This is a genomic window from Streptomyces katrae, assembly GCF_002028425.1.
Lineage (GTDB): Bacteria > Actinomycetota > Actinomycetes > Streptomycetales > Streptomycetaceae > Streptomyces > Streptomyces katrae_A.
On the sequence record NZ_CP020042.1, the window covers coordinates 5,836,553 to 5,861,233 of the forward strand.

General features: G+C 70.0%; 10 protein-coding genes and 1 pseudogene. 9 read left to right on the forward strand and 2 right to left on the reverse strand.

From position 1 onward, the window contains the following. Positions 1-187 precede the first annotated feature (187 nt). The 3 genes from B4U46_RS26670 to B4U46_RS26680 all read left to right on the forward strand — a co-directional run bounded on the left by B4U46_RS26670 (position 188) and on the right by B4U46_RS26680 (position 10,111). Positions 188-1,396, forward strand: a complete 1,209-nt coding sequence (locus B4U46_RS26670; RefSeq protein ID WP_079430192.1) for a serine/threonine-protein kinase — start codon at positions 188-190, stop codon at positions 1,394-1,396. A gap of 188 nt (positions 1,397-1,584) precedes the next feature. Continuing rightward, a complete protein-coding gene (locus B4U46_RS26675; protein WP_311736909.1) occupies positions 1,585-4,581 on the forward strand; it encodes an SNF2-related protein in 2,997 nt (998 codons plus the stop codon). Between the two features lies 1 nt (position 4,582). Then, positions 4,583-10,111, forward strand: coding sequence for a hypothetical protein (locus tag B4U46_RS26680; protein WP_079430194.1), 5,529 nt, complete (start codon positions 4,583-4,585; stop codon positions 10,109-10,111). A 56-nt stretch (positions 10,112-10,167) separates the two neighbouring features. On the opposite strand, the pseudogene B4U46_RS26685 reads toward B4U46_RS26680, so the two are convergent. Both B4U46_RS26685 and B4U46_RS26695 read right to left on the reverse strand, forming a co-directional pair. Further along, positions 10,168-10,411: pseudogene (locus B4U46_RS26685) on the reverse strand (DUF397 domain-containing protein). Continuing rightward, positions 10,408-11,280, reverse strand: a complete 873-nt coding sequence (locus tag B4U46_RS26695; RefSeq protein WP_079431996.1) for a helix-turn-helix domain-containing protein — start codon at positions 11,278-11,280, stop codon at positions 10,408-10,410. Before B4U46_RS26695 ends, B4U46_RS26685 begins: the two are co-directional and overlap by 4 nt. A gap of 161 nt (positions 11,281-11,441) precedes the next feature. On the opposite strand from B4U46_RS26695, the gene B4U46_RS26700 reads away from it, so the two are divergent. The 6 genes from B4U46_RS26700 (at position 11,442) to B4U46_RS26725 (ending at position 24,594) form a co-directional block, all read left to right on the forward strand. Further along, positions 11,442-11,888 (forward strand): ATP-binding protein, encoded by a 447-nt coding sequence (locus B4U46_RS26700; RefSeq protein WP_079430197.1) that lies wholly within the window; start codon positions 11,442-11,444, stop codon positions 11,886-11,888. Positions 11,889-11,964: 76 nt separating this feature from the next. After that, positions 11,965-13,269, forward strand: coding sequence for a DUF262 domain-containing protein (locus B4U46_RS26705; protein WP_079430198.1), 1,305 nt, complete (start codon positions 11,965-11,967; stop codon positions 13,267-13,269). Further along, positions 13,262-14,452: an AAA family ATPase gene (locus tag B4U46_RS26710; RefSeq protein ID WP_079430199.1), complete on the forward strand. Its 1,191-nt coding sequence runs from the start codon at positions 13,262-13,264 to the stop codon at positions 14,450-14,452. Before B4U46_RS26705 ends, B4U46_RS26710 begins: the two co-directional genes overlap by 8 nt. A 52-nt stretch (positions 14,453-14,504) precedes the next feature. Continuing rightward, the gene (locus B4U46_RS26715) at positions 14,505-15,446 is read left to right on the forward strand and encodes a hypothetical protein (RefSeq protein WP_079430200.1); all 942 of its coding nucleotides are present in this window, start codon (positions 14,505-14,507) and stop codon (positions 15,444-15,446) included. Between the two features lie 149 nt (positions 15,447-15,595). Next, positions 15,596-22,345: a DEAD/DEAH box helicase gene (locus B4U46_RS26720; RefSeq protein ID WP_079430201.1), complete on the forward strand. Its 6,750-nt coding sequence runs from the start codon at positions 15,596-15,598 to the stop codon at positions 22,343-22,345. Then, positions 22,342-24,594, forward strand: a complete 2,253-nt coding sequence (locus B4U46_RS26725; RefSeq protein WP_079430202.1) for a UvrD-helicase domain-containing protein — start codon at positions 22,342-22,344, stop codon at positions 24,592-24,594. Before B4U46_RS26720 ends, B4U46_RS26725 begins: the two co-directional genes overlap by 4 nt. Positions 24,595-24,681 lie beyond the last annotated feature (87 nt).

The following is a 24,681-nucleotide window of genomic DNA, read 5'->3' on the forward strand; positions in this document are numbered from 1 at the left end:
GGAATGCGGGTCGGTAATGGTCCTCTTTGGCTGGACCTATGCGGTGCGTGGCGAGATCCGACCGCCGCGTGCCTGCTCGATGTGAGGTGCACCTTTCTCCCCTTAGACTGCCGCTGCGTGGTCCGGGGAGTCGCGGAACGTGAGAACGGGGCCTGGTGCCCACACCACGAGGGGAGGCGCACGACCCGTGGAGCCACTGAGGGATGACGATCCGCAGGTCATCGGGGCGTACCGGTTGGTGTGCCGGATCGGGGCCGGCGGCATGGGCCAGGTGTATCTGGGGGAGTCCGCCGCGGGTCAGCAGGTGGCCGTCAAGGTCATCAAGGCGTCGGTGCTCGACGAGGACACCCGGGCCCGGTTCCTGCTGGAGGTGGACAGCCTCAAGACGGTGTACGGGCCTTTCATCGCGGCCTTCGTGGCCGCCGACGCCCAGGCCGACCAGCCCTGGCTCGCCGTCGAGTACGTTGCCGGGCCGGATCTGCGGACGTTCGTCACGGAGAACGGTCCGCTGCCGCTCGCCGAGACGGCCAGCCTCGGCGCGCTCCTGGCCGAGGGACTCACCACCGTTCACGACGCCGGCCTGCTCCACCGCGACCTCAAGCCGCAGAACATCCTGCTGGCCCAGTACGGCCCCAAGGTGATCGACTTCGGCCTCGCCGTCCTCGCCGAGCGGCGCTCCACCCTGACCGCCACCGGATTCGTCGTCGGCTCCGTCCTGTGCATGCCCCCGGAACAGGCGCGCGGCGAGCACCAGCTCGACACGGCGGCCGACGTCTACTCCCTGGGCGTGGTTCTGCTGTATGCCGCGACCGGGCACTATCCGTACACCGGGCCGACCTGGCAGGCGGTGGCGCTCCGGATCGAGGACCCCGAGACCCTGCCCGATCTTGCCGGACTCCCGCCGCAACTCCGCCCGCTGATCACCGACATGCTCGCGCTCGACTCCGCCGCCCGTCCCACGCTCACCGAGGTCACCGCGGAGCTCGTGGAAGTGATCCACGGCTGCGGCCTGACGGCAGCGCAGGCCAAGCGGCTGCTCGGCGACCATACACCGACACTTCCGGTGCCGAGCGTGACGGCTCCGGCGCAGGAGTCAGCCGAGTACCCGGCGTACACGCCGACACTGGTCGACGTGGCCGTGCACGAGAGCGAAGGCCCGGCGGACGCACCGGCCGACTCCGAGGAGCAGGACGAGCAGGACCCGCAGTTCGGGGACGAACCGCGCGGCGATGAGGAGGCCCCGGAGGCTCAGGCACAAGCGGAACGGGCTCCCGAGCGCCCCGCCACCCGGCCTGCCGTGCCACGGGACTCCGGTACCTCGGGTGTCCGGCTCACCGCACCCCTGCGCATCGCCGAGTCCCTCCGTGCCGCGTATGCACGCGAGGCGCGGTTCTGACCCGGGGCGTCCATACCCATCTGACCTCGCGGTTCACGCTCCTTCCCGGATCCGGCCGGATTGATCGATCAGTTCCCGGCGCCACGCCACCCCGTGAAAGACTTGCCCCCTCGAACCGGCCCCCGTACGGGTGGGGCCGCAGCCGCAGTCACTGCGGCGCACGCATGCACGACGGAGGGACGTACGGGGTGGCAGAGCAGGGGGAGACCCGGTACCCGGCAGGAGCCCAGATCCTTGTCCGTGACGAGGAGTGGCTGGTCAAGAACTCGGTCCGGACGGACCACGACGGCTCCAAGATCGAGGCCGTCGGGATCTCCGAGTTCGTCCGGGACGAGGAGGCGGTCTTCTTCACGGAGATCGACACGGTCGAGCTCCTGGAGCCTGAGAAGACCCGCCTGGTGCCCGACACCTCGTCCTACTTCCGCCGGGGCAGGCTCTTCCTGGAAGCCGTCCTGCGCAAGACTCCCCTGCCGCAGTCCGAGCGCGGACTGGCCCTGGCCGACCGCTTCCTGCTCGACCCGCTCGCCTACCAGCAGCGCCCCGCCGAGCTCGCGCTGTCCATGCGCAACCTCCGCCCACGCCTGCTCATCGCCGACGTCGTCGGTCTCGGCAAGACCCTGGAGATCGGCCTCACACTGGCCGAGCTGATCCGCAGGGGCCGGGGCGAGCGCATCCTCGTCGTCACCCCGCAGAGCGTCCTGGAGCAGTTCCAGCACGAGCTGTGGACCCGCTTCTCCATTCCTCTGGTACGCCTCGACTCCCTCGGCATCCAGCGCATCCAGCGTGAGATCCCGGCCGGCCGGAACCCGTTCACCCACTACAAGCGCGTCATCATCTCCGTCGACACGCTCAAGAACATCGGCCAGTACCGCCACCACCTGGAGCGCATCCGGTGGGACGCCGTGGTCATCGACGAGTCCCACAACCTCATCAACCCGGGCAGTCAGCGGCGCGCCCTGGCGGAGATCCTGGCGCCCCGCACCGACGCGCTGCTCCTGGCCAGTGCTACACCGCACAACGGCGACAAGCGCTCGTTCGCGGACCTCGTCTCCCTGCTCGACCCGGCCGCCATCGCGGACCCGAACCACTACGACCCCGCCGAGGACCTCGGCCACCTCTTCATCCGGCGTACGAAGATCAGCCCCGAGGTCCGCGACGAGATGGGCTCGGAGTGGGCGGACCGTGGGCCGACCCGCTCCCTGCACTGCGCGGCGAACGAGGCCGAGGAGCGGATCTTCGCGGAGCTCACTCGGTACTGGATTCCCACGCCGCCTGACAGCACCGACTTCGGCACGGCCGACCAGGATGTAAAGCCGGTCGCCACCGACCCCCTCTTCGCCTACAACCTCCTCAAGACCTTCCTCTCCTCGCACACCGCCCTCGCCGAGACGGTCGCCACCCGCATCACCACCCTCGACAAGAAGGCCCGCAAGGCCGCCGCCGAAGGCAAGCGGCACGATCCCGCGATCGACACCGAGCAGGCGGCCCTCGCCCGGCTGCGCGAGATCACCGACTCCATGGGCGACGGGAGCGGGCCCGGTGATTCGGCCAAGCTCGACAAGCTTGTCGAGCAGCTGAAGGAGATCGGCGTCGGCCCGCGCAGCACCGTCCGCGCCGTCGTCTTCTCCGAGCGGATCCCGACCCTCAAGTGGCTGGCCCGCGTCGTACCCGCCCGCCTCGGCTTCCCGGCCACCGGGGACGGCACGGTGAAGGCCGTGAGCATCATGCACGGCGGCCTCAGCGACGACGAACAGCAGAAGATCCTGGAGGCCTTCGGCCTCGCCGACCATCCGGTACGCCTGCTCTTCACCGGCGACGTCGCCTCCGAAGGCGTCAACCTGCACCGTCAGTGCCACCACCTGATCCACTACGACATCCCGTGGTCGCTGATCCGCATCGAGCAGCGCAACGGCCGTATCGACCGCTACGGGCAGCGCTACGAGCCCCAGTTCCGCGCGCTGATCCTCACCTCCGCACTGCCGGGCGCCAAGGACGACCGCACGGTCGCCGAGAAGCTGCTTAGCCGCGAGGAGGAAGCCCACAAGCTCAACGGCACGGCGGAGGCGGAGACCGGCTACTACCGGGCCGACGAGGAGGAGCGACGGCTCATCCGCGAGCTGGTCGAGGGCGGCAGCGTCGAGGACTTCTTCGCCTCCGCCCCGGCCGCCTCGGACGGCGATCTCGCTGACCTGTTCGGCCAGGTGGACACCATCACCCAGCAGGAGCTGCCGCCCCGCGCCGAGACCATCTCGCTCTTCGAGCCGGACGGGGACGCCCCCGTGGTCACCGAACAGGCCACGGCCGCCTTCGTGGACACCGCGCTGGCCGAGTTGTACGGGGAGCACGCCGAGGACCGCGTGGGCCTGTTCCGCGACAAGGACACCGAGGGGCGGGAGTACCTCTCCCTCTCCCCGGCGAAGGCCCCGGACCTGCTGCACCGCCTCAAGGCCCTGCCACCTTCCTACCTCAAGGAACAGGGCATCGCGGAGCGGATGCTGCTGACTTTCGACCGGCAGCTCGCCCAGCGCAAGCTCACCGAGGCCCGCGAGAGCAGCCACACCATGTGGCCGGGCGTTTCCTTCCTCACCGACATCCACCCCGTGGTGGAGTGGCTCACGGACAAGGTGCTGGTCCAGTTCGGCCGCCAGGAGGCGCCGGTCATCACCTCGCCCCACGTCGAGCAGCCCACCTTCCTCGTCCAGGGCATCTACTCCAATGCCCTGGGCCGCCCCACCGTCGTGCGGTGGATGGCCGTCTCCGGCCTGCCCGGCGCCCCCGAGGTCCGCGCCATGGACGAGGCGCTGAGCGCCGCCAAGGTCGGCCCCAGGCTCGCCCGGACCGGCGGACCGGCCGACCTCTCGCACCTCCAGTCGCTGATCCCGGCCGCCGTGGCGGCTGCCCGCGACCACCTGGAGGCGTCCAAGGACGAATGGGAGGAGCAGATCAGCAAGCCGCTGGCCGACTACCGCGACCACCTCAAGCAGTGGCAGCAGGACTCCCTGCTGCCCGGCACGACCGGCCGCCGGGAGCGCCAGATCGAGGAGACCGCCGACGAACAGGCGCGTCTGCTCGACCAGTTGCAGACCACCGGCCGCCCCCTGCTGAGGGTCCTGGCCGTCCTGGACCGGCCCGCCCCGGACGCGCCCGCCATCGACGACACCACCACGGACCGGGCGGAGAGCTGACGTGACGTACGACTCCCTCGTCAACCACGGCGAGTACCTTTCCGCCCACTACCTGGCCGAGGTGCTCCCCAAGGACCTCAAGGCGAAGGACGGCCTCCTCGCCCGCTGGGCCACCGCGGAGGAAGAAGCCCGCCGCCACCACGCGGACGCCGTCGCGAAGGCGCGCGAGGAGGGCGCCGACCCGGCCACCGTCCCGCCGCGCGCCCGCACCCCGCGCGAGGGCCTGCGCGCCCTGCACAGCACCTACTTCGCCGGCCGCGCCGCCTTCGAGCAGGACGAGGCAGCCCTTGCCGAACCTGACGCGCCCCGGCCCGCCGACTGGGCGAAGCGCGTCACCGACCTGCACCTCGCCACGCTGCGTGCCCTCGGCTTCTCCGACGCCCACGAGCAGGCCATCACGCTCCACCGCTCCGGCCACGAGTACACCGCGCAGATCGCCCACCACGAGCCGGGTCTTGTCGCCGTCTCCTGCGGCTGGACCGCCCAGCCGGACGCCGCCCTCGACCCGGACGGCGCCGGCCGCCTCCTGCACCCGGTGGCGCTGGAGGCATCCGCCCGCCTGGAGGACGCCAAGGCGATCACCGATTTCCTGTTCGCCTGCGAGGAGCCGCCCCGGTACGTGCTGCTCCTCGTCGGCGGCGTCATCGTCCTCGCCGACCGGCTGGCCTGGCACGAGGGCCGCTACCTCGCGGCCGACCTCGACGCCGCGCTGAACCGCCGCGACGACCGCAACGGCGGCGAACTCGACACCATCGCGGCCCTGTTCGGCTCCGACTCCCTGCGCATTCCGGCCGAGGGCGGCACCGCGCCGCTCGCCGGCTTCGTCGACAAGTCCGGCAAGCACGCCGTGGGCGTCTCCACCGAACTGCGGGAAGGCCTGCGCCTGTCCGTCGAGTGGATCGCCAACGAGGTCTTGGCACGCCTGCGCGAACAGGGCGTCGCACCGCACCAGCTCGACGACCCGGCCCGCCTCGCCAAGGAACTCAGCCGAGAGTCGCTGCGCTACCTCTACCGCATCCTGTTCCTGCTGTACGCCGAGGCGCAGCCGAACCTCGGCATCCTGCCGGTGGACTACCCCGAGTACGAGCGCGGATACGGCCTCCAGCGCCTCGGTGACCTCGTCGTGCGCGACCTGGTCGGCGAGCGGTCGCGGCGCAGCTTCCACCTGTACGAATCCCTCGACCTGCTGTTCCGCAAGGTGGAGGGCGGCCACCGGGAGTGGGGCACCGAACCCGAGGACGCGGTGGCGGAGGCCGCGGACCAGGCCGCCGCCCAGGCCGAACGCGAGGCGGACAAGCTCCTTGCCGAGGGCGCCATCACTCAGGCCGAGCACACCGACCGGCTCCGCGAGGCCGACCGCTCCCGCCGCGCCGCCGCCCGCAGCGCCGACATCGGCCTGCGCTTCGAGCCGCTGAAGTCCGAGCTCTTCAAGCCGGACGCCGTCCGCCTCATCTCGCAGGACCAGCTGGAGAACCCGCACCACGACCCCGCCGACCCGGACAGCAGCGAGCACCTCGACACCCGGCTGCGCAACGAGACCCTGCACCGGGTGCTGCGTCGCCTGATGCTCACCAAGGGCAAGGGCCGTGAGCGCGGCGGCTTCATCTCGTACGCCCAGCTCGGCATCAATCAGCTCGGCGCGGTCTACGAGGGCCTGATGTCGTACACCGGCTTCATTGCGGAGGAGGACCTGTACGAGGTCGCCAAGGGTGGCGATCCGTCCGGCGGCAGCTGGATGATCCCGGCCTCTCGGGTGCAGGACTACTCGGACGAGGTGTTCGTCGAGCGCGTCAACGAGGAGACGGGCCGGCCGGTCCGTGTGGTCCACCCGAAGGGCTCGTTCGTCTACCGCCTCGCGGGCCGCGACCGGCAGACCTCCGCCTCGTACTACACGCCGAAGTCCCTGACCGAGGTGACGGTCGAGCTGGCCCTCAAGCACCGCCTGACCGAGGAGACCTCGGCCAGGGAACTCCTGGAGTGGAAGATCTGCGAGCCCGCCCTGGGCTCGGGCGCCTTCCTCAACGAGGCCATCGACCAGGTGGCGGCCGAGTACCTGCGCCGCCGCGAGCGGGAGCTGGCCCCGCGCCGCATCGACACCGAGCAGCGCCAGATCGAGCTCCAGAAGGTCAAGGCGTACATCGCCCTGCACAACGCGTACGGCGTCGACCTGAACGCCACGGCGGTGGAGCTGGCGGAGGTCTCGCTCTGGCTCAACTCCATGCACCCGGGCATGCGGGCCCCGTGGTTCGGCCTGCACCTGCGGCGCGGCAACTCCCTGATCGGGGCCGGCCGGAAGGTCTACCGGGGTGCGGACCTGACCGACCGCGCGTGGCTGGCGAAGAAGGACACCCTGCCGCCGACCGAGCTTTCGTTCCGCGACGGCGAGCTGCCGGAGGGCGCCGTCCACCACTTCCTCCTTCCGGCGGTCGGCTGGGGCGCGGTGGCGGACGAGAGCGAGGCGAAGAAGCTCGCCGAGTGGCAGGCGAAGGCGCTCGGCAAGTGGCGCAAGGGTGTCCAGCGGCCCCCGAAGGGCCCGAAGCCGTTCGTGGAGAAGGCCGACGAGCCGCAGGAGGCCCGGCAGAAGCGGTACGACCGCTGGTACAAGGCGGCATCGGGCACCGAGCTGCTCCGCCTCCAGGGCGTGGCCCGTCGCGTCGAGTTCCTGTGGAGCCTGGTCGCCAAGCGGCTGGAGCTGTCGGAGCGGAAGATCTCGCGGCGGGTGGAGGTCTGGGGCGCGGACTGGCTGAAGCACCCGGCCGAGGCCGTGGACAAGCAGAAGGTCCTGGACGACCTCACGGTGCTGGGCACGCCGTACTGGCGGCTCAAGACGGTGATGGACACCTGGTGCGCGCTGTGGTTCTGGCCGCTGGACAAGGTGGCCGAGCTGGACGGCACGTCCCCCGACTACGCGGCGGGCAGCGGTGTCGTCAGCGAGGCGCAACTCGCGGCGCTGCTGGCGGGCGAGCGCGCGGCGGCGACCGCTCCCGAGCCGAGTGGTCCTGCCCCGGGTGACCTCACCTGGCAGATGACCGGCCTCTTCGACGACCCGGACGGCGAGCAGACGGCGTTCGCGGTCGACGGGGCCGAGGAGCCGAAGGGGTCGGGGCCGCGCCGGCGCACGGGCGGCCGGACGCAGCAGATCAAGGACAAGTGGCGCTCGATCATCCCGCTGAAGGAGTTCACCGACTGGCTGGACTTCCTGGAGGCGACCCTCGGCACGGAGGACGTCCCGGACGGCACGTTCCTGGCCGGCCTGGACTCCCGCCCGGTGGACGAGGCGCTGGAAGTCCTGGAGTCGTTCGAGCGGAGCCTCGACGGCACCCTCGGCATGGACACGGGCTTCAACCTGCGGATCCGCTTCCCGTGGCTCCACACGGTCGAGGACATCGCGGGCACGACGGAGCGCGACATAAAGGCGGAGGACGGCCACGGCTTCTTCCACTGGGAGCTGCACTTCGCCCATGTGTTCCGGGGCGAGGGTGGGGGCTTCGACCTCCAGGTGGGTAACCCGCCGTGGGTCAGGCCGGACTGGGACGAGGGCGTGGTGCTGGCCGAGGCCGAGCCTTGGTTCAAGCTCTCGGAGAAGCCGTCTGCCTCAGTGTGGCGAGACCGGAAGGCCGAGGTGTTGGACGACTACGGTCGTCGCGGCGCCTACTTGAGCGACCTGGTTGCCACTGTCGGTACGGCTACCTTCCTCAGCCAGCCGACGACGTACCCGTTGATCTCTGGGACGCGGCCTGACCTCTATCGGGCCTTCATGTGCCGGACCTGGGCCAACATGGCCGGTGACGGAACCATTGGCTTGGTCCACCCGGACTCACACTTCAGCGGTGACAAGGAGGGCCGACTGCGAGAGGCTGCGTACGAGCGACTGCTGGTCCACGGCGACTTTGTCAACGCGGGAAACCGCTTCTTCCCGCCGCCGGTGGGCAGGTCCAGCCACTTCGGTGTGCACATCTACGGGCAGGCGGGGGAGATCGGCTTCGACCATCTGTCGTGGCTCTTCTCCGTCGACGCCCTGCGTAAGTCAGACACGGACGACGGCACGGCCCCGGACCCCGGTGTGCGATTTGGCAGCAGCTGGGACGAGCGGCCGCACCGCAAGCGGATCGTTCGGGTGGATGAGGAGACCCTGGCGCAGTGGCAGCGCTTGACCGGCGAGGAAGACCAACCGGTGCGGCAGGCGCGTTTGCTGTCCCCTGTAAGTACGGCGGAGGCTCAGGCTATCCGGGCACTCGCCGACTATCCGCTGCGGCTGGCGGCACTCAACCCGCAGATCAGTAGCGGATACAACGAGAAGACCGCCAAGGACGTGGGCCTCATTGGCTACAACACGGCTGATGGCCAGGGCGAGGTCTTCCGGCCGACCAAGTGGTCCGAGGTGATCCTCAAGGGCCCGCAGATCGGTCTGGCGAACCCGATGTTCAAGCAGCCGAGTCAGGGAGGCGGCGAGGTCCTGGGCCTCAACCCCCTGGAGCTCGCCGACGACGCAGTACCGGAGACCGAGTACGTCCGCGTGGCCGACGAGCACACCTACAAGGCCGCGCAGGACTACTGGACCGACCACAGGACGCTGGAGGAGCTGCGGGCCTCGGAGGTGGAGGTCGCCCGGGCGAGGGCCGCGGTGGCCGCGTCGCAGGACCTTGCGATCGAGGAGGTCACCGACGAGCAGGTTGACGGGCATCTTCTGGGACGGAGGCGGCGGCCGTATACCGACTTCTACCGGTTGGCGTGGCGTGAGTTCATCGCCCCGGATACAGAGCGCAGTCTCTACGTTGCCATGCTACCGCCTGGCCCTGCGCACATTCACGCAGTTAGAAGCGCTTCCGTCAGCGATATCCGCAGTTCCGCTTTGACCGCTGGCTTCTGGTCGGCGATTCCGATCGACTACCTGCTGCGCTCGACACGAGTCAGGCACCTCGACGTTACGCCGGCTCGTAGGCTTCCCGTCCCGTCAGCTGAGCACCCGCTTGCCTCACCACTGCTCTTGCGAACGCTGCGTCTCAACTGCCTTACCCGTGCGTACGCTGACTTGTGGGAAAGCCTGTACGACCGGACATGGCCCGGATACGAGCCGTGGGCGTGCGTCTGGCCTGACCTCACCGCCTTGAACGAGGTCACACCCGAGTGGAATCGCGCAACCCCGCTTCGAACCGAGCGGGCTCGTCGAGCGGCACTGGTTGAGATCGATGCGCTGGTGGCAGTCTGGCTTGGGGTGAGTGCTGACGCGCTGGCGGCCATGTACAAAGCCCGATTCCCGATCATGCAGGACTTCGACGCGGTTACCTGGTTCGACAAGAGCGAGCGCAAGATTGCGGGCGATCGCTACACCTTCGGCTTCGGTCAGACGAAAGAGCAGTACGAGCAGTTCCTCGCGCATGACAAGGGCGAGCGGGCCGAGCCGCCGGAGGGTTACGCAAAGCCCTTCTACAAGGCGCAACGGGAACAGGAGATGCGTGCGGCGCACGCCTACTTCTCGGCCCGGCTTCAGGATGCGATCAACCAGGGCAAGTGGACGCCTAACGCGTGAACGCCAGTGCCCCGCGTCGGAGGTGATCCGGCGCGGGGTGGACGGAGGTGGCCGGGTCAGGCCTGAATCGCGTGTGAGACGAAACCACCCCACGCGGCGGGGGAGAGGGCGAGCTGCGGGCCCTGCTTGATCTTGGAGTCGCGGACGTGGATCGTCGGGGGGCAGACGGCGATCTCCACGCAGTCACCGGAGCCGCCACTGCTGTAGCTGGACTTGTTCCAAGAGGGCGACTTCAACACAGGAGTCGCCAGAGCTACCGCTGTAGCTGCTCTTGAACCAGGCCAGTTCCGTGGTACTCATGTTGCTCCTCGCATCTGCCGCAACAGGCTCACGGACTCTTCTTCGGAGAGAGCCTGTGACCGCATCCTGGCATATCGCAGCTGGAGCGTGCTGACCACTTTGGGGTCGCAGATGAACTGGCCTCCTTCCTGTCCCTCGCAGTAGCCGAACCATCGGTTGGCGGAGGTCTCCAGCAGCTGCATTGGCCCGTCAAGCCCTGCGTGGCGCTCTCGCACTTGAGGCATCACTTGAATCTCGATGTTCCTGAGCTGCGTGAGGTCGAGGATGTGCTCGATGAGTGCTCGTGTGACGGCTGTCCCACCCGCACGCCTCAAGAAAAGGTGCTCTTCCAGGATGAAGCTATAGGCGGTATTTGGACGCTCGTGGAGCAGTCGCTGCCGCTTCAAGCGCGCAGCCAGGTGATCTTCGACCTCCTCGTCACTCAGCGGCGGAAGCCGGTGCTCGAACAACGTCCGCGCGTACCCCTCCGTCTGCAACAGCCCAGGGATCAAGCGGCACTCGTACGTGTACAGCGTGACCGCCTCCGCTTCCAGCCGGGCCCACTTTCTGAACCAACTAGCCAGCCCCGGCTGTCGGGACAGATGCCGCGCTGCCTTCTTCAGCGCGCCCGTGTTGCCCAGTGCCGCCTCCGCCCGCTCCACGAACTCCGGGTCCGGCATGCGCCGGCCCTGCTCGCTCGACGCGACCGTGTGCTTTGAGAACCGCACCAGCGGGACGAAGTCCTCCCGGCTCAGCCCCGCGTGCTCGCGCAGCGCCTGGACCACCGCGCCGAACGTCCGCAGGCTGTCCGAGGAATCCGGCTCACCTCCGCCCGGCGTCGGTCCGCCCGCGCACGGTTCCTCGTCCATGCCATCCATGTACTCGGCCATCACCGGCCACCTCCGCGCCCGCCCACCTCGCGTCCCACACCCGACCCTTCTCATGGTCACGTTCGGTGACGCGTACTGTCCACCCGTTGTGCGCGTACGCTGACGCAGCGTACGCGGCGCATCCCTGGTGAAGCGGCCTTGGAACCCGCCAGATTGGCGCCATGACACCTCCCCCCACCCGCCAAGGCGATGTCACCGTACGTGCGTTCGCCCAACGCTTCAGCTCCACCCCGCTCGGCGCCCGCCTGGCCCGTCATCTCGCGCTCCATCAGCTGCACGGCTGGGGCATCCCGTACGGCTCGGAGGCCTCCGACATCACCGCCCAACTCGTCGCCGAGCTGGCCGCCAACTCCGTGACGCACGGCCGGGTACCCGGCCGGGACTTCGAGCTGCGGCTCGCGCTCACCGACGGCACCCTCCGCGTCGAGGTCTCGGACACCCGTGGCGAGCGTCGGCCGCCCCACCCCCGCGAGCTCCCCGAGCCCCGGCCCCTCGCCGACTCGGGCCGCGGGTTGTTCCTCGTAGAGGCGCTGGCCGATCGGTGGGAGGTGCTGGACCGGGTACCCATCGGCAAGACCGTGCGGGCGGAGCTCGACCTGACGCGCTGACCTCGCCACTCTCCTCCCGCCGTCTATAGGGTGACCGTGAAGGTCACGTACGGCGATACGAGGGCGACGGGGAGACATGGCCGATCTGGAGGACAGCGGCAGCGGACGGGCCGTCGGGCGGCGGAAGGCCGTGGGGTACGAGCGCTATCAGCCGCCCGCAGAGGATGGTGAGTTCCAGCCGGACGCGCTCTTCCTGCCCCTGGACAGCCCACTCGAAATCGGCTCCGACGGACTCCCCACCGGAGTCGAGCTGGAGCAGTCCGCCGACGAGGAGGGCGATCCGAGAGCGGCGGAGGAATCCGATCCCGACGGCATCCGCGCCCCGTTCCGGCCCGAGAACATCAAGATCGAGACGCAGGCGACCACCGTCGATCTGCTGCTGTCCCGCCTGCGCGAGAAGATGATCGACCTGGCGCCGGACTTCCAGCGCCGGGCCGGTATCTGGACCGACGTGCAGCAGAGCCGGCTCATCGAGTCCCTCCTACTGCGGATCCCGATCTCCTCCTTCCACATGGCGCAGGACGAGGACGACAACTGGGCCGTCGTGGACGGAATCCAGCGGCTCACCGCCATTGCCCGGTTCATGGCCCCCGAAGCCGTCGGAATGACCCCGCTCACCCTCCGCGGGCTCGACTATCTGCGGGACTTCCACGGCCACACCTACGAGGACCTCACCGGGCGCCTGCGCATCCGGCTCCGCGAGACCCAGCTCGTCGTGCACATCATCCAGCAGGGCACGCCCGAGGCGGTCAAGTACAACGTCTTCTCGCGGATCAACACGGGCGGAATGCCGCTCAAGCCGCAGGAGATCCGGCACGCCATGGTGAAGGGCCCGGCCCGGACCTTCCTGGCCGATCTCGCCGAGGACGCGGCCTTCGGTGACGCCACCGGCTGGAGCGTCTCCAACGAGCGGATGGCCGACCGGGAGATGGTGCTGCGCTTCATGGCCTTCCGGCTGTCCAACCCGTTCGAGCACACGCAGCGGGACTTCGACCAGTTCCTTGTGAACGCCATGCACGGCATCAACCGGCTGACCGAGGAGGACCGCGAGGCGCACGCACGGGAGTTCCGGGAGGCGATGAAATGCGCCACCGGCCTCTTCGGCGAACACGCCTTCCGGAAGTGGAAGGGCGCCAAGGCCAAATCACCCATCAACAAGGCCCTTTTCGAAGCGGTCGCGGTGAATCTCGCCGACTTGAGTGATCATGAGCGTGATGTGCTGGTAGCGTCCCGTAACACGGTCCTCACCGGCTTCTTCGAGCTGATGAAGGACTGGGACTTCGACCGTTCCATCTCCATCGCCACCGGCGACCCGAAGAAGGTACGGACGCGGTTCGGCGAGATGGCGAAGCTCTACCGGGGGGTAGTGGACAGTGCTTGACCGGCTGACGCTGGCGAACTACAAGGCCTTTCAGCACGCGGAGCTGCCGCTCGGCCCGCTTACGCTGCTGACCGGGCTGAACTCCTCCGGCAAGAGCAGCGTCCTGCAAGCGCTCGCCCTCCTCCACCAGTCGTACACGGCCGGGGATCTCGACCACGCGGGAGAGCTGGCGCTGGAAGGCGCCGTGGGGCGCCTCGAAGCCCCGCACGAGAACGGCTTCCTGCTCAACGGCGAGCTCGTCGGACTCGGCACCGGGCAGGACGTCCTGCACGAGGAATTCACCGGGGACGAGCCGGAGATCACCCTGGCCGTGGGCGAGGGACCGTACCGGTACTCGTGGACGGTCGGGTACGAGCCCGAGCAGAACCTGCTGCCCCTAACCGCGGTGGACCTGCCGCTGACCACCGAGGGGTACGGGAGCCGGCCGAGCGGGGACGCGGCTGTGTTTCCGCGGTACTTCACCGCCGGATTCCAGTACCTGCACGCAGACCGGATCTCACCCGCCGAGTTCTATCCGCGCGACCACCACGCGGTCGTCGGGCGCGGGTTCCTCGGCGTACGCGGCGAGCACACCGTCAACTTCCTGCGCCACCACGCCCGGGACGAGGTGCCCGAGGGGCCGCTGCGCCACCCCAAGGCCGCCTCAGCGCTGCTGCTGGACCAGGCCGCCGCCTGGATGGGCGAGCTGTGCCCGGGGGTGGACATCGAGGCGGCGGCGATCGAGGGCACCGACTCGGTACAGCTGTCGTACGGGTTCACGGGCGCGCTCGGCGCCAGCCGCCGCCGGCGTCCGACGAACGTCGGCTTCGGCCTCACCTACGCCCTGCCGATCGTGGTGGCCTGCCTGACGGCCCGGCCCGGCTCGCTGATCCTGCTGGAGAACCCGGAGGCCCATCTGCACCCGCAGGGGCAGACGCGGATGGCCGCGCTCGCGGCGGCGGCCGCCGCGCAGGGGGCGCAGCTGATCGTGGAGACGCACAGCGACCACGTGATCAACGGGGTGCGGCTCGCGGTCAAGCAGGGGCGGCTGGCACCGGACCAGGTGGTCCTGCACTACTTCCGCGGCGACGGTACGGGAGTCGGCTTCGTCACCCCGCGGGTGGACGAGGACGGACTGCTCGACCAGTGGCCCGAGGGCTTCTTCGACGAGCTGGAGAACACGCTCGACCAGCTGCTCGGCTGAACAGCGAGCCCGGGGGTGGGCCCGGCTCGTCACACATCGCGGAGGGGGAAACGTGCCGCTGCTGTTCCTGAACGACACCTCATGCGGGACCGGATGCGACCCGGCCCGGGCCGACCGGGCCATGACGGAGCTGGCGAAGACCGTGCTGACCGTCGTAGCGGCCGACCGGCCGGGCACCAGGCTGGTCAGCAAGGAGCCGCTGAACAGCGTGCACATCGCCGCCGGTCATCCCATCGGCAAGTGGTACGGCCAGCCGCGCAACCGTGACGCCTGGTTGCGGATGCTCAAGATGCAGACCTCCTCCCCGTTCAAGACGGTGTTTCCCGAAGGGGAGTCCTTCGCGGACGTCGAGTACCGCCACCAGGGCGTCCCGGTGGAGGGACTGGGAGCGGCCCACCTGATGGGTGGTGTGGGAGTCTCCCTCCCCGTGGATCCCCGGTGGGATGCCGACCGACTGACCTTGGAGCGGGAGCAGCTCACCGAGGACGGCGGCGCCTCGGAGATCAGTGAGGCGGAGATCCGGCACGCCTCGTCCCCAAGCCACCTCGACGGGCATCTGAAGTGGATCGAGGCCCGGGTCGCCGGGATCCGCCGGTCCGGTCTCGACCAGGTGCGCCGGGGCGCCGAGCTGTGGGAGCGGCGCGAGACGTTCTTCCCCCACCTCCAGTGGCTTCCCCGTGTCGAGCAGGACCTCCGGGATCTGCCGGAGGTGTGGGTCAAGCCGGTGCGTGAGCGGCTCTTCGAGCTGGAGGAAGCCGCGGCCGAGTGGGACCCGGTCACTCGCCCCATCGCGCCCCAGTGGCGATCGTACGTACGCCAGGAGTTCGAAGCGCGCCGTCGGTTCTGCTGGTTCCCCGATCTGGACGGCACGCAGCAGCTCTTCGACTGGCACTCGGAGTTCCTGCCGAAGCCCGGCCGGCTGCATTTCCGGCTGGTGCCGGAGGCGGCAACTGTGCGGGTGGCGTACGCCGGCCGGAAGCGCGGCATCGCCTGAAGCCCCGAGCCGCCGGGCGGGCCCCCGAAACCGCAGGTAGAACCCGCCGCGCCTAGGGGTGCGGCGGATGCCCCGGATACCGTAGGCGTGTGGCCCGGCCACGATCAGTGCCACCGGGACGACAGCACGCAGCAGCAAGGAGGACCGCGGTGCGACCGACTCTCGCCGCCGAGCAGGTACGGGGCAGTCTGAGCCAGTACCTGGCGACGACGTACGCGCTGGCGGACGAAGGCACCCGGCGGGCGCTGGAGAGCTTCCTCGGCGACCCGGACGACGGGATCTTCCGCGGGCCGTACCTGCGCATCCGCACGCCCTTCCGGTCGGCGGCGAACGACGACTGGCAGCGGCACCTTCAGTGGTGGCCGAGGGGTTTCCGCCCGCACCGGCACCAGGAGCAGGCATGGGAGCGGCTCTCCACCCTGCACGGCCCGGCCCGGCCCACGCTGGTGACCACGGGTACCGGCTCCGGCAAGACAGAGTCCTTCTTGGTGCCGCTGCTCGACCACTGCCGCCGGGAGCGCGCGGCCGGGCGGGAGGGCGTGAAAGCCGTCCTGCTGTACCCGATGAACGCGCTCGCCACCGACCAGGCGCACCGCATCAACGACTACCTGGCCGACGAGAAGGACGCCCGGCTGAGGGAGGCCGGTGTACAGGCCGCCCTGTATGTGGGCGACAAGCCCTCGCGGGAGTTCAAGCAGGCCAACCCGCGGATCGTGGTCGAGCGGGACGAGATCCGGCGGACCCGGCCGGACATCCTGATCACCAATTACAAGATGCTGGACCTGCTGCTCCAGCGGCCCGAGGACCACCGGCTGTGGCAGGGCTCCGCCCTCGCCTATGTGGTACTGGACGAGTTCCACACGTACGACGGCGCCCAGGGCACGGATGTGGCGATGCTGCTGCGGCGCCTCGGGGCGGTAGCGGGGCTGAACGAGCCCGGGCGCCCGCTCGGGCCGGTCTGCCCCGTCGCGACCTCGGCCACCCTCGGCGAGAACGGAGCCGGCGGCGCTGAGCGCACTGCCATGCTCGACGTTGCCGAACAGGTCTTCGGGGTCCCCTTCACGCTGGACGCCGTCATCGCCGAGGACCGGCGCACTGCCCAGGAGTTCGCCGGGGAATCCGACTTCACGCTGCCGTTCCCCGCTCCGCACGACGTGGTCGCGCTCGGCGACCCCACGCGGGACCCGCACGCGATGGACCAGCTCGTCTCCGCCTTCACGGGGGAGGCCGGGCTCTCGCCTGCGGAACTCGGGGCGCGGCTGCGGCGGCACCGGCTCACCGCCGCGGTGCTGGAGATCCTCGACGGCAGCCCGAAGACCCTCGCCGAAGTGATGGAGATCCTGCCGAGGTACGCCTACCACTGGGGCATGGCTGCGCAGCGGCAGCCCACCGTGGCCGCCCAGGCGCTCGCCCGCTACGTCGCACTCCTGTCCGTCGCCCGCGACCCCGAAGATCCGCGGCGCCCCCTGCTGTCCATCGAGGTGCACCACTGGGTGCGCTCCGTCTCACGGGTGCTGCGCGGCATCAGCGGGGCGCGGGCCGAGTTCCGCTGGGACGACGAAAGGGTGACCTCTGCCGGGAAGCTTGCCCGCACATCGGGAGAGAGCGGCGGCGCTGCGGACGACGAGGCGCCCGCACCCGCCGACGACAGCGCTCCACCGCCGGCCCAGGTGTTCCTCCCGGCCGTCTTCTGCCGCGAGTGCGGGAAGTCCGGCTGGGCCGCGTTCTCACCGGAGGCCGACCCGGCCGAACTCGACCTGAACGCGGCGAAGATCCGGCGTGCCTCGGTCGGGCGGGACAAGCGCCGGGTCCGCAATATGATCGCGGCCAGTGGGCAGCAGGCGCACGAAGCCGCCTTCGCCCAGGAGAAGCCGCGCGGCGGGCCGACCGTGATGGTGCTGGACGGCGTCAGCGGGCGGCTGCGGCCGCTCTCACCCGAGAAGGATTTCGAGGAGCCTGTCGAGGAAGGCGGGCCGCGCCCGGCGAAGGCCCTGCACAACGCGGCGTTCGTGGTCACCGATCTCGGCAGCGACCGGGCCGCCCAGGGCGATCAGTGTCCCGCCTGCCGGACCTTCAACTCGATCCGCTACCTCGGTACCGGCCTCGCCGCGCTCGCGGCGGCCTCGATCACCCAGCTGTTCACCGGCGGGGAACTGGACAAGAACCTCAAGGAGAACAAGACGCTCCTGTTCAGCGACTCGGTCCAGGACGCCGCCCACCGCGCCGGCTACGTCGCCAGCCGCTCGTACACCTTCTCCTTCCGCTCGCTCCTGGCCAGCCGCATCGACGAAGAGCAGTCCATCGCGCTGAGCGATCTCGCGGCGGACCTCATCGCCGACGTTGTCGACAGCAGTGCCGTGCGGGCTGCCGTCATCCCGCCGGACCTGCACGTCTTCAAGGGTGTCGACACCCTGCTCGCGGGGCGCAGCCGCGGCTCGCGGGCCACGTGGGAGCTCATCGCGCAGCGGCTGGCGTTCGCGGCCGTCATGGAGTTCGGCCTCAGATCCCGGCAGGGCCGCACCTTGGAGCTGACCCGGACCGTGGCGGCGGATGTCCCGCTGGAGGACCCGGACGCGGTCGCCGACCTGGTACGGGAACTGCTGCACACCACCCCCGGTGAGATCGCGCTGCCGGACGGCTCCGTGCCCGGCCCGGACCAGTTCGTCGGCTACGTACGAGGGCTCCTGGAGCGCCTGCGCACCCGGGGCGCGATCCGGCATGCCTGGCTGGACCCGTGGATCGACCAGGCGGGAGTACGCCGCTGGCCGGTCTGGGGCGGACGCACACCCGGCATGCCCGCCTTCCCGCCCGGGGTGTCGGCTCCGTCCTTCCTGCTGGGCAGCCCCAAGCAGGGCAGCGAGGACTTCGACGTCCTGACCGGACGGCTCGGGTGGTACCAGGACTGGACACGGCGCGCACTGGGCCTGCGGCCCGACGCCGCGAACGATTTCCTCGTGCGCCTGCTGCCTTCGCTTGCCGAGGCCGGCGTCCTGTCGGCGCGCACCGCCCAGGACGGTGCCACACGCGTCTACGGCCTCCAGCCCGGCCACATCCAGGTCCGCAAGCTCTCCGACGACGCCGTGGCCGACGCGACCGCGCGCTGCCCGGTCTGCTCCTGGGAGCAGACCATCGACCCGGAGCTCGCCGACCACTGGCACGCCCAGCCCTGTCCCCGCTACCGTTGCGGAGGACACCTGCGCACCGGGCGAGACATCGAAAGCGGCGTACGCCAAAGGGACTTCACCGACGACTTCTACCGGCGGATGTACCGGGATGCCGGCGTCTTCACCATCAACACCGCCGAGCACACCGGCACCCTCGACAGGCCCAAGCGCGAGGCCGTCGAGAAGGCCTTCCGCGACGGCATCGACGTCCACTACGCCAATCCGCAGGTGCTCTCCTGCACTCCGACCCTCGAACTCGGCATCGACATCGGCGACCTGTCGGCCGTCGTCCTCGCCTCGCTGCCCAAGGGTCCGGCCAACTACGCCCAGCGGGTCGGCCGGGCCGGCCGCTCCACGGGCAACGCCTACCTGCTCACCATGGTCGACCGCGGCCCCCGGGACCGTTACTACCTCGACGACCCGCGGCAGATGATCGCCGGAGACATCCAGCCGCCGGGCTGCTACCTGTCCGCCGTGGAGATCCTGCGCCGCCAGTACCTCGCTCATCTGCTCGACCTGGCCGCCGCCGGGCGGCTGACCCTGCCCGGAGGCGGTGCGGCGGTACCGGTCCTCCCGCTGCCTCACCAGGCCACCCAGCTCTTCGGCCAGAGCGCCTGGCTCTCGGAATTCACGGCGGCCGCTCTGGACGGAGGAGCGCGTCTCGTCGAGGAGTTCCTGGAGCTCTTCCCGCCCCACGACGAGGCACGCGGGACGGGCGTGAGCCCGCAGGCCGCCGACGCGCTGCGCACCTACGCCACGTCGGGCATCGCGGGGAAGCTCGACGAGGCCCGTGAGCAGTGGGAGAGCCGCCGACGCGAAATGCAGCGCCGGGTCGACGCGATCGACAAGGCCCACGGCCTGCTCGTCGCCGGCGACCCCGAGCACGAGCGGCAGGGACGCGAACTGCGCGCCGAACGGCGAGCGGTGACACGTCGCTCGGCCGAGATCAGCCGCGGCACCGCGCACGGTGCCCTCGTGGACCTCGGCCTGCTGCCCAACTACAGCCTGGTCGACACGCCGACCGAGCTGGAGGCCACCCTCAGCTGGACCGAGAAGGGCGAAGGCGGGCCCGACGCATACGAGAGCCGGGTGCTGAGGTACGAGCGGCCTGCGCGCCTCGCCCTGACGGATTTCGCCCCCGGCAACCACTACTACGTCCAGGGCTACAAGCACCGGATCACCGGCGTCGACATCGGCAGCGCCCGCCGCCCGGCGTGGCTGTGGTGGCGGATCTGCCCCGACTGCGGGCACGCGCGCACGCACCAGGCACAGCAGGACTCCAGCGCCTGCCCGCGCTGCGCCTCGCCCGCCATCGGGGACGTCGGCTGCCTGCACCGGGTACTGGTCCCGCACCGGGTCCACTCGCGCGACCAGCGTGACGACGTACGGGTCCGGGACGACTCGGACGAGCGCGAGCGCCGCCACTACACCGTCGTTCCGGCGGTCGACATCCCGCGGGACGCGATCGATCAGGCCTGGAAGCACAAGCAGGCGACTTTCGGCTGGGAGTTCACCCGGCAGGCGGTCATCCGCCACCTCAACGTGGGAGCGAGCCGGGCCGAGAACGGGCCCGACGACGCCTTCGCCGGGCGCCGCGTACGACTCAACCCCTTCTGGGTGTGCGAGTCCTGCGGCTACGCCGACCCGGACGGCGGCCCGGTGGCGGACCACGACGCCCTCGTCCCCGTGAAGGCCTCGAAGTACCACCGGCCGTGGTGCCCCCGGCTGCGCGACGGGCTGTCCGAGAGCGATCCGCAGCAGCAGGGCGTGAAGATCCTGCTCGCCCACGAGCTGCGCACCGAGGCACTGCGCATCCTCATCCCCGCCGTCACCGCACACACCCAGGAGCGGCTGGCCTCCTTCAAGGCCGTCCTGCTGGCCGGTATCGCCCGCAGCTACGGGGGAGACCCCGACCACTTGTCGATCGTCGCCGACTCCATGCCTGACGCGGGCAACATCGACGGCGACACGCGCCGCCACTTCCTCGTGCTGTTCGACACCCTTCCCGGCGGTACGGGGTACCTGGACCGCCTCGCGGGCGGTGACGGCCTGCGCGAGGTGCTCACGCGGGCCCGTCAGGTCATCGAGAGCTGCGTATGCCGGGCCGAGGGCCGGCCGGCGTGCCACCGCTGCCTGTTGCGGTACGTCGCTGACAGCGAATACGAGCTGGTGTCCCGGGAACACGCCCTCGACATGCTGGGCGAACTACTCGGCCAGGCCGGCGAGGCCTGGAGCGCCGAGCCGGTCGGCACTACTCAGGACATCACGCTCGTCCACCAGGTGGAGAGCGAACTGGAAGCGCTCTTCCGTCGCGGGCTGCTGGAATGGGCGGAGAAGGCCGACGAGGTCAGCGTACGGACGGCGATCACGCCGGACGGCGAGCACGACACGACGCTGCGGTTCACCGCACCCGACGGCACGGTCGAGGGCTGGCGGATGGAGACCCAGCCCGATCTCGGCTTCACGCGACCGGATGTCGTCTTCCGCAGCCTCGACGACGAGCGGCGGAGGGTGGCGGTCTACCTCGACGGCTACCGCTACCATGCGAGCCCGGAGTGCAACCGGATCGCGGATGACGCGGTGAAGCGGACCAGGCTGCGGTCCGAGCTCGGATGGCAGGTCTTCCAGCTCACCTGGGACGACGTCCAGGCGTGGACGGGACAGCGCCGGGCGCCCGCCGACCCGGTGTGGATGCCCTACCAGAACACGGCGCAGAAGACGGCCATGGACGTGCACCGCCGGATGCACGGCGGTGACACCCGCGACCTGACGCGGTTCGTCTGGGTCAATCCCGTGGAGACGCTGGTCGGCTACCTGACCACCCCGGAAGCCGATCTCTGGCGACGGCGCGCCCAGAGCGCGCTTGCCGGTTTCGCCGCGGTGTCCGCGACCAGCAGGGCCCTCGCGGACGGCTCCGGAATCGGGGAGAAGATCGGCGAGGCGTTGGGCGGCCGGAGGCTGTCCGGCGGCCAGGGCGCCGTGCAGGTGATGGCCACCAAGGACGCCGGCGGCTGCCCACTGGTGATCGCCCTCGACCTGCGCAAGGGGCAGACAGCCGCCGTCTGGACGGCACTGACCGTGCTCGACGACCGGCCGGCCACCATCGAGGCGGACGAGAAGACACACCGCCGGCGCTGGCAGGCCTGGCTGTACTGGACGAACCTGTTGCAGTTCCTCAACGAGGGCGAGGGCGACGGCGTACAGCTGGCCGGAAGCGCACTGCCCGGCTTTGCACCGATGGAGCTGGCGGTGACGGGCGGCGCCGGCTGGCTCACCTCGCAGCGCCGGGCCCATGAGCCGGCCGGGACCGGTGGGGAGACGGTCGGCGGCGAATCACCGGCCGGCGACGCCGCAGCGGTGGTACGGGATCCGGCCTGGGACGAGGTCATCGCCTACCTGGTCGACGACCCTGGACTGCCGGAGCTCGCCGGGGCGCTGGCCGATCTCGGCGTCCCCGTTCCGCAGGCCGGATTCGAACTGGGAGCCGCGGCCTGGCCGGCCGAACTGGCCTGGCCCGCCCACCGCATCGGCGTCGTCCTGGCCCACCAGCCCGATTCCGACGGCACACCTGACCAGGACGCGCTGGAACGCGACCGGGCCTACGCACAGGCGGGCTGGATGGTGCGACCTGCGACGGCCTGGACGGCAGAGGAGCTGGCGCAGGCCTTGGCCGGCTCACCCGACGGGTCACATCAACAGCCGAACGAGCGCCACGACGAGGAGAACGACCGATGACCGGCACCACGCCCACCGCGGGCGCCACCCTGCGCCTGTTGGACAAGGCGGACAAGGAGATCGTCCGGCTGGACCGGGCGATCGTCGGAGCGGTCTACAAATTCCTGCACGACTTCCGCAGGAATCCCGAGTCCGGCGGTTTCGACCTCAAGCCACTGAAGGGCGACCGCCGGCTGTGGTCCGCCCGCGTCAACCGCGAGTACCGGGCGCTGCTCCTGCACCTCGGGGGTAACGACTGGCTGCTCGTCTCGGTCAAGCACCGCGGGCACGTCCACCAGAACCTGGACCGACTGGCCTACGGCATCAACCAAATCACGGGCGCCATCGAGTACGTCGACCTTCAGGTGGTCGAGGACGACGTGCTGCGGCGGGCGCCCGAGACGCCGCAGGCGTCCACGCCCACGACCGCCGCGCCCGTACCCGCCGAAGAGCCCCTGTTCGGCCGGTACAGCGATGAACAGCTGGCCGGTCTCGGTGTCACCGAGCCGCTCATTCCGCTCATCCGCAAGCTGACCACGGACGACGAGCTCCTCGGACTCGCCGAGTACGCCCCGCGCCACACCAGCGAGGTGCTCCTGCGGCTGCGCGATGGCGTCCCGTACGACGAGGTCAGGACGCAGGTCACCGAACCGGTCGAGCTCGACGAGAGCGAGCGGTTCGACGCCGGTGACTGGCAGGCGGCGATCGACCGTTCCCAGGCCGTGGTCATCACGGACGACGACTCGCTGCAGAGCATCCTGGACGAAGGCGACTTCGGGCGGTGGAAGGTCTTCCTGCATCCCACGCAGGAGAAGCTCGTGCACCGCAGGTACTCCGGCCCCGCCCGGGTCGGCGGCGGGCCCGGGACGGGCAAGACGATCGTCGCCCTGCACCGGGTCCGGCACCTGGTCGAAAGCCTTCCCCCCGGCCACACCAAGCCGGTCCTCCTCACCACGTTCAACAAGAATCTGGCCGCCGACCTGAGGGCGCGGCTGCTCTCGCTCGCCGGTCCCGAGACCCTGGCACGCGTGGACATCGTCCACGTTGACCAACTGGCCACCCGCGTCGTCAGCGAGGCCGATCCGGGCAGCGCCAAGCGTCGGATCGACGACACCCAAGCCCTGCGCGAGTGGCGCCAACTCCTGCTGGAAGCCGGCGAGCACAAGTGGGACGCCGAGTTCCTCAGCGACGAGTGGAACCAGGTGATCCTGGGCCAGGCCGTGGCCACGCGCACCGAGTACTTCCGCGCCCGCCGGGCCGGCCGGGGCCGCAGCGTGTCGCGGACCGACCGGGCGGAGATCTGGCAGCTCGCCGAACGCTTCACGCAGAGGCTGGACGTCAAGGGGCTGGAGACGCACCGGCAGGTCGCCGAACGGGCGGCCCGGCTGGAGATCACGCGCAAGTCCAAGATCGACAAGCGGGCGCAGGAACAGGACGACCGCGGTGGACTGCCCAATCTCCACGTCGAATCCGGTTCCGGGGCCTGGCTGCGCTACCGCTACCGGCACGTCGTCGTCGACGAAGCGCAGGATCTCAGTGCCGCCCACTGGAAGATGCTGCGCGCGATGGTGCCCTCGGAACCCGATGACATCTTCCTCGTCGGCGACACCCACCAGAGGATCTACGACAACCAGGTCACCCTCGGCAGCCTGGGCATCAACATCCGTGGCCGCTCGACCAAGCTGACGCTCAGCTACCGCACGACGAGAGAGATCCTGAAGTCCGCCATCCACGTCCTGGACGCCACCGAGTACGACGATCTCGACGGCGGTGGCGACGATCTGGCTGGCTACCGGTCGGTCCTCCACGGGGTCCGGCCCCAGCTGCGCGGAGCCGCCAGCTGGGACGAGGAGCTCGATCTCATCGTGCAGCAACTCCAGGCCTGGCACGACATCCCCCGTGAATCCGTAGCGATCTGCGTCCCGACGAACGACATGGTCACGCAGGTCGCCTACCGGCTCGCCCAGCGTGGCATCGCATCCACGGAGATCACCCGCGACGGTCCTAAGCGGGACGAAGGTGTGCACATCGGCACCATGTACCGGTTCAAGGGCCTGGAATACCGGCGGATGCTCATCGCAGGTGTCTCCGAGGGACTCGTCCCGCGGTCCTCGGTCGATGCGTGGGAGCGAACCGACAGCGCACGGCACAAACGTGAGGTGCAGCGGGCGCGATCCCTGCTCTTCGTCGCGACGACGCGTGCCCGCGACGCTCTCACCATCACCTGGAACGGAGAACCCAGCCGTTTTCTGCGCCCTCTCGGCGTCTGACGAAGCGTTCAAAGGCCAATGGCCGTGATCGTCCCGAGCCGTCCGGCGGTCGTTTTCAGCCGAGTAGCTTCGTCACTGTCTGCGATC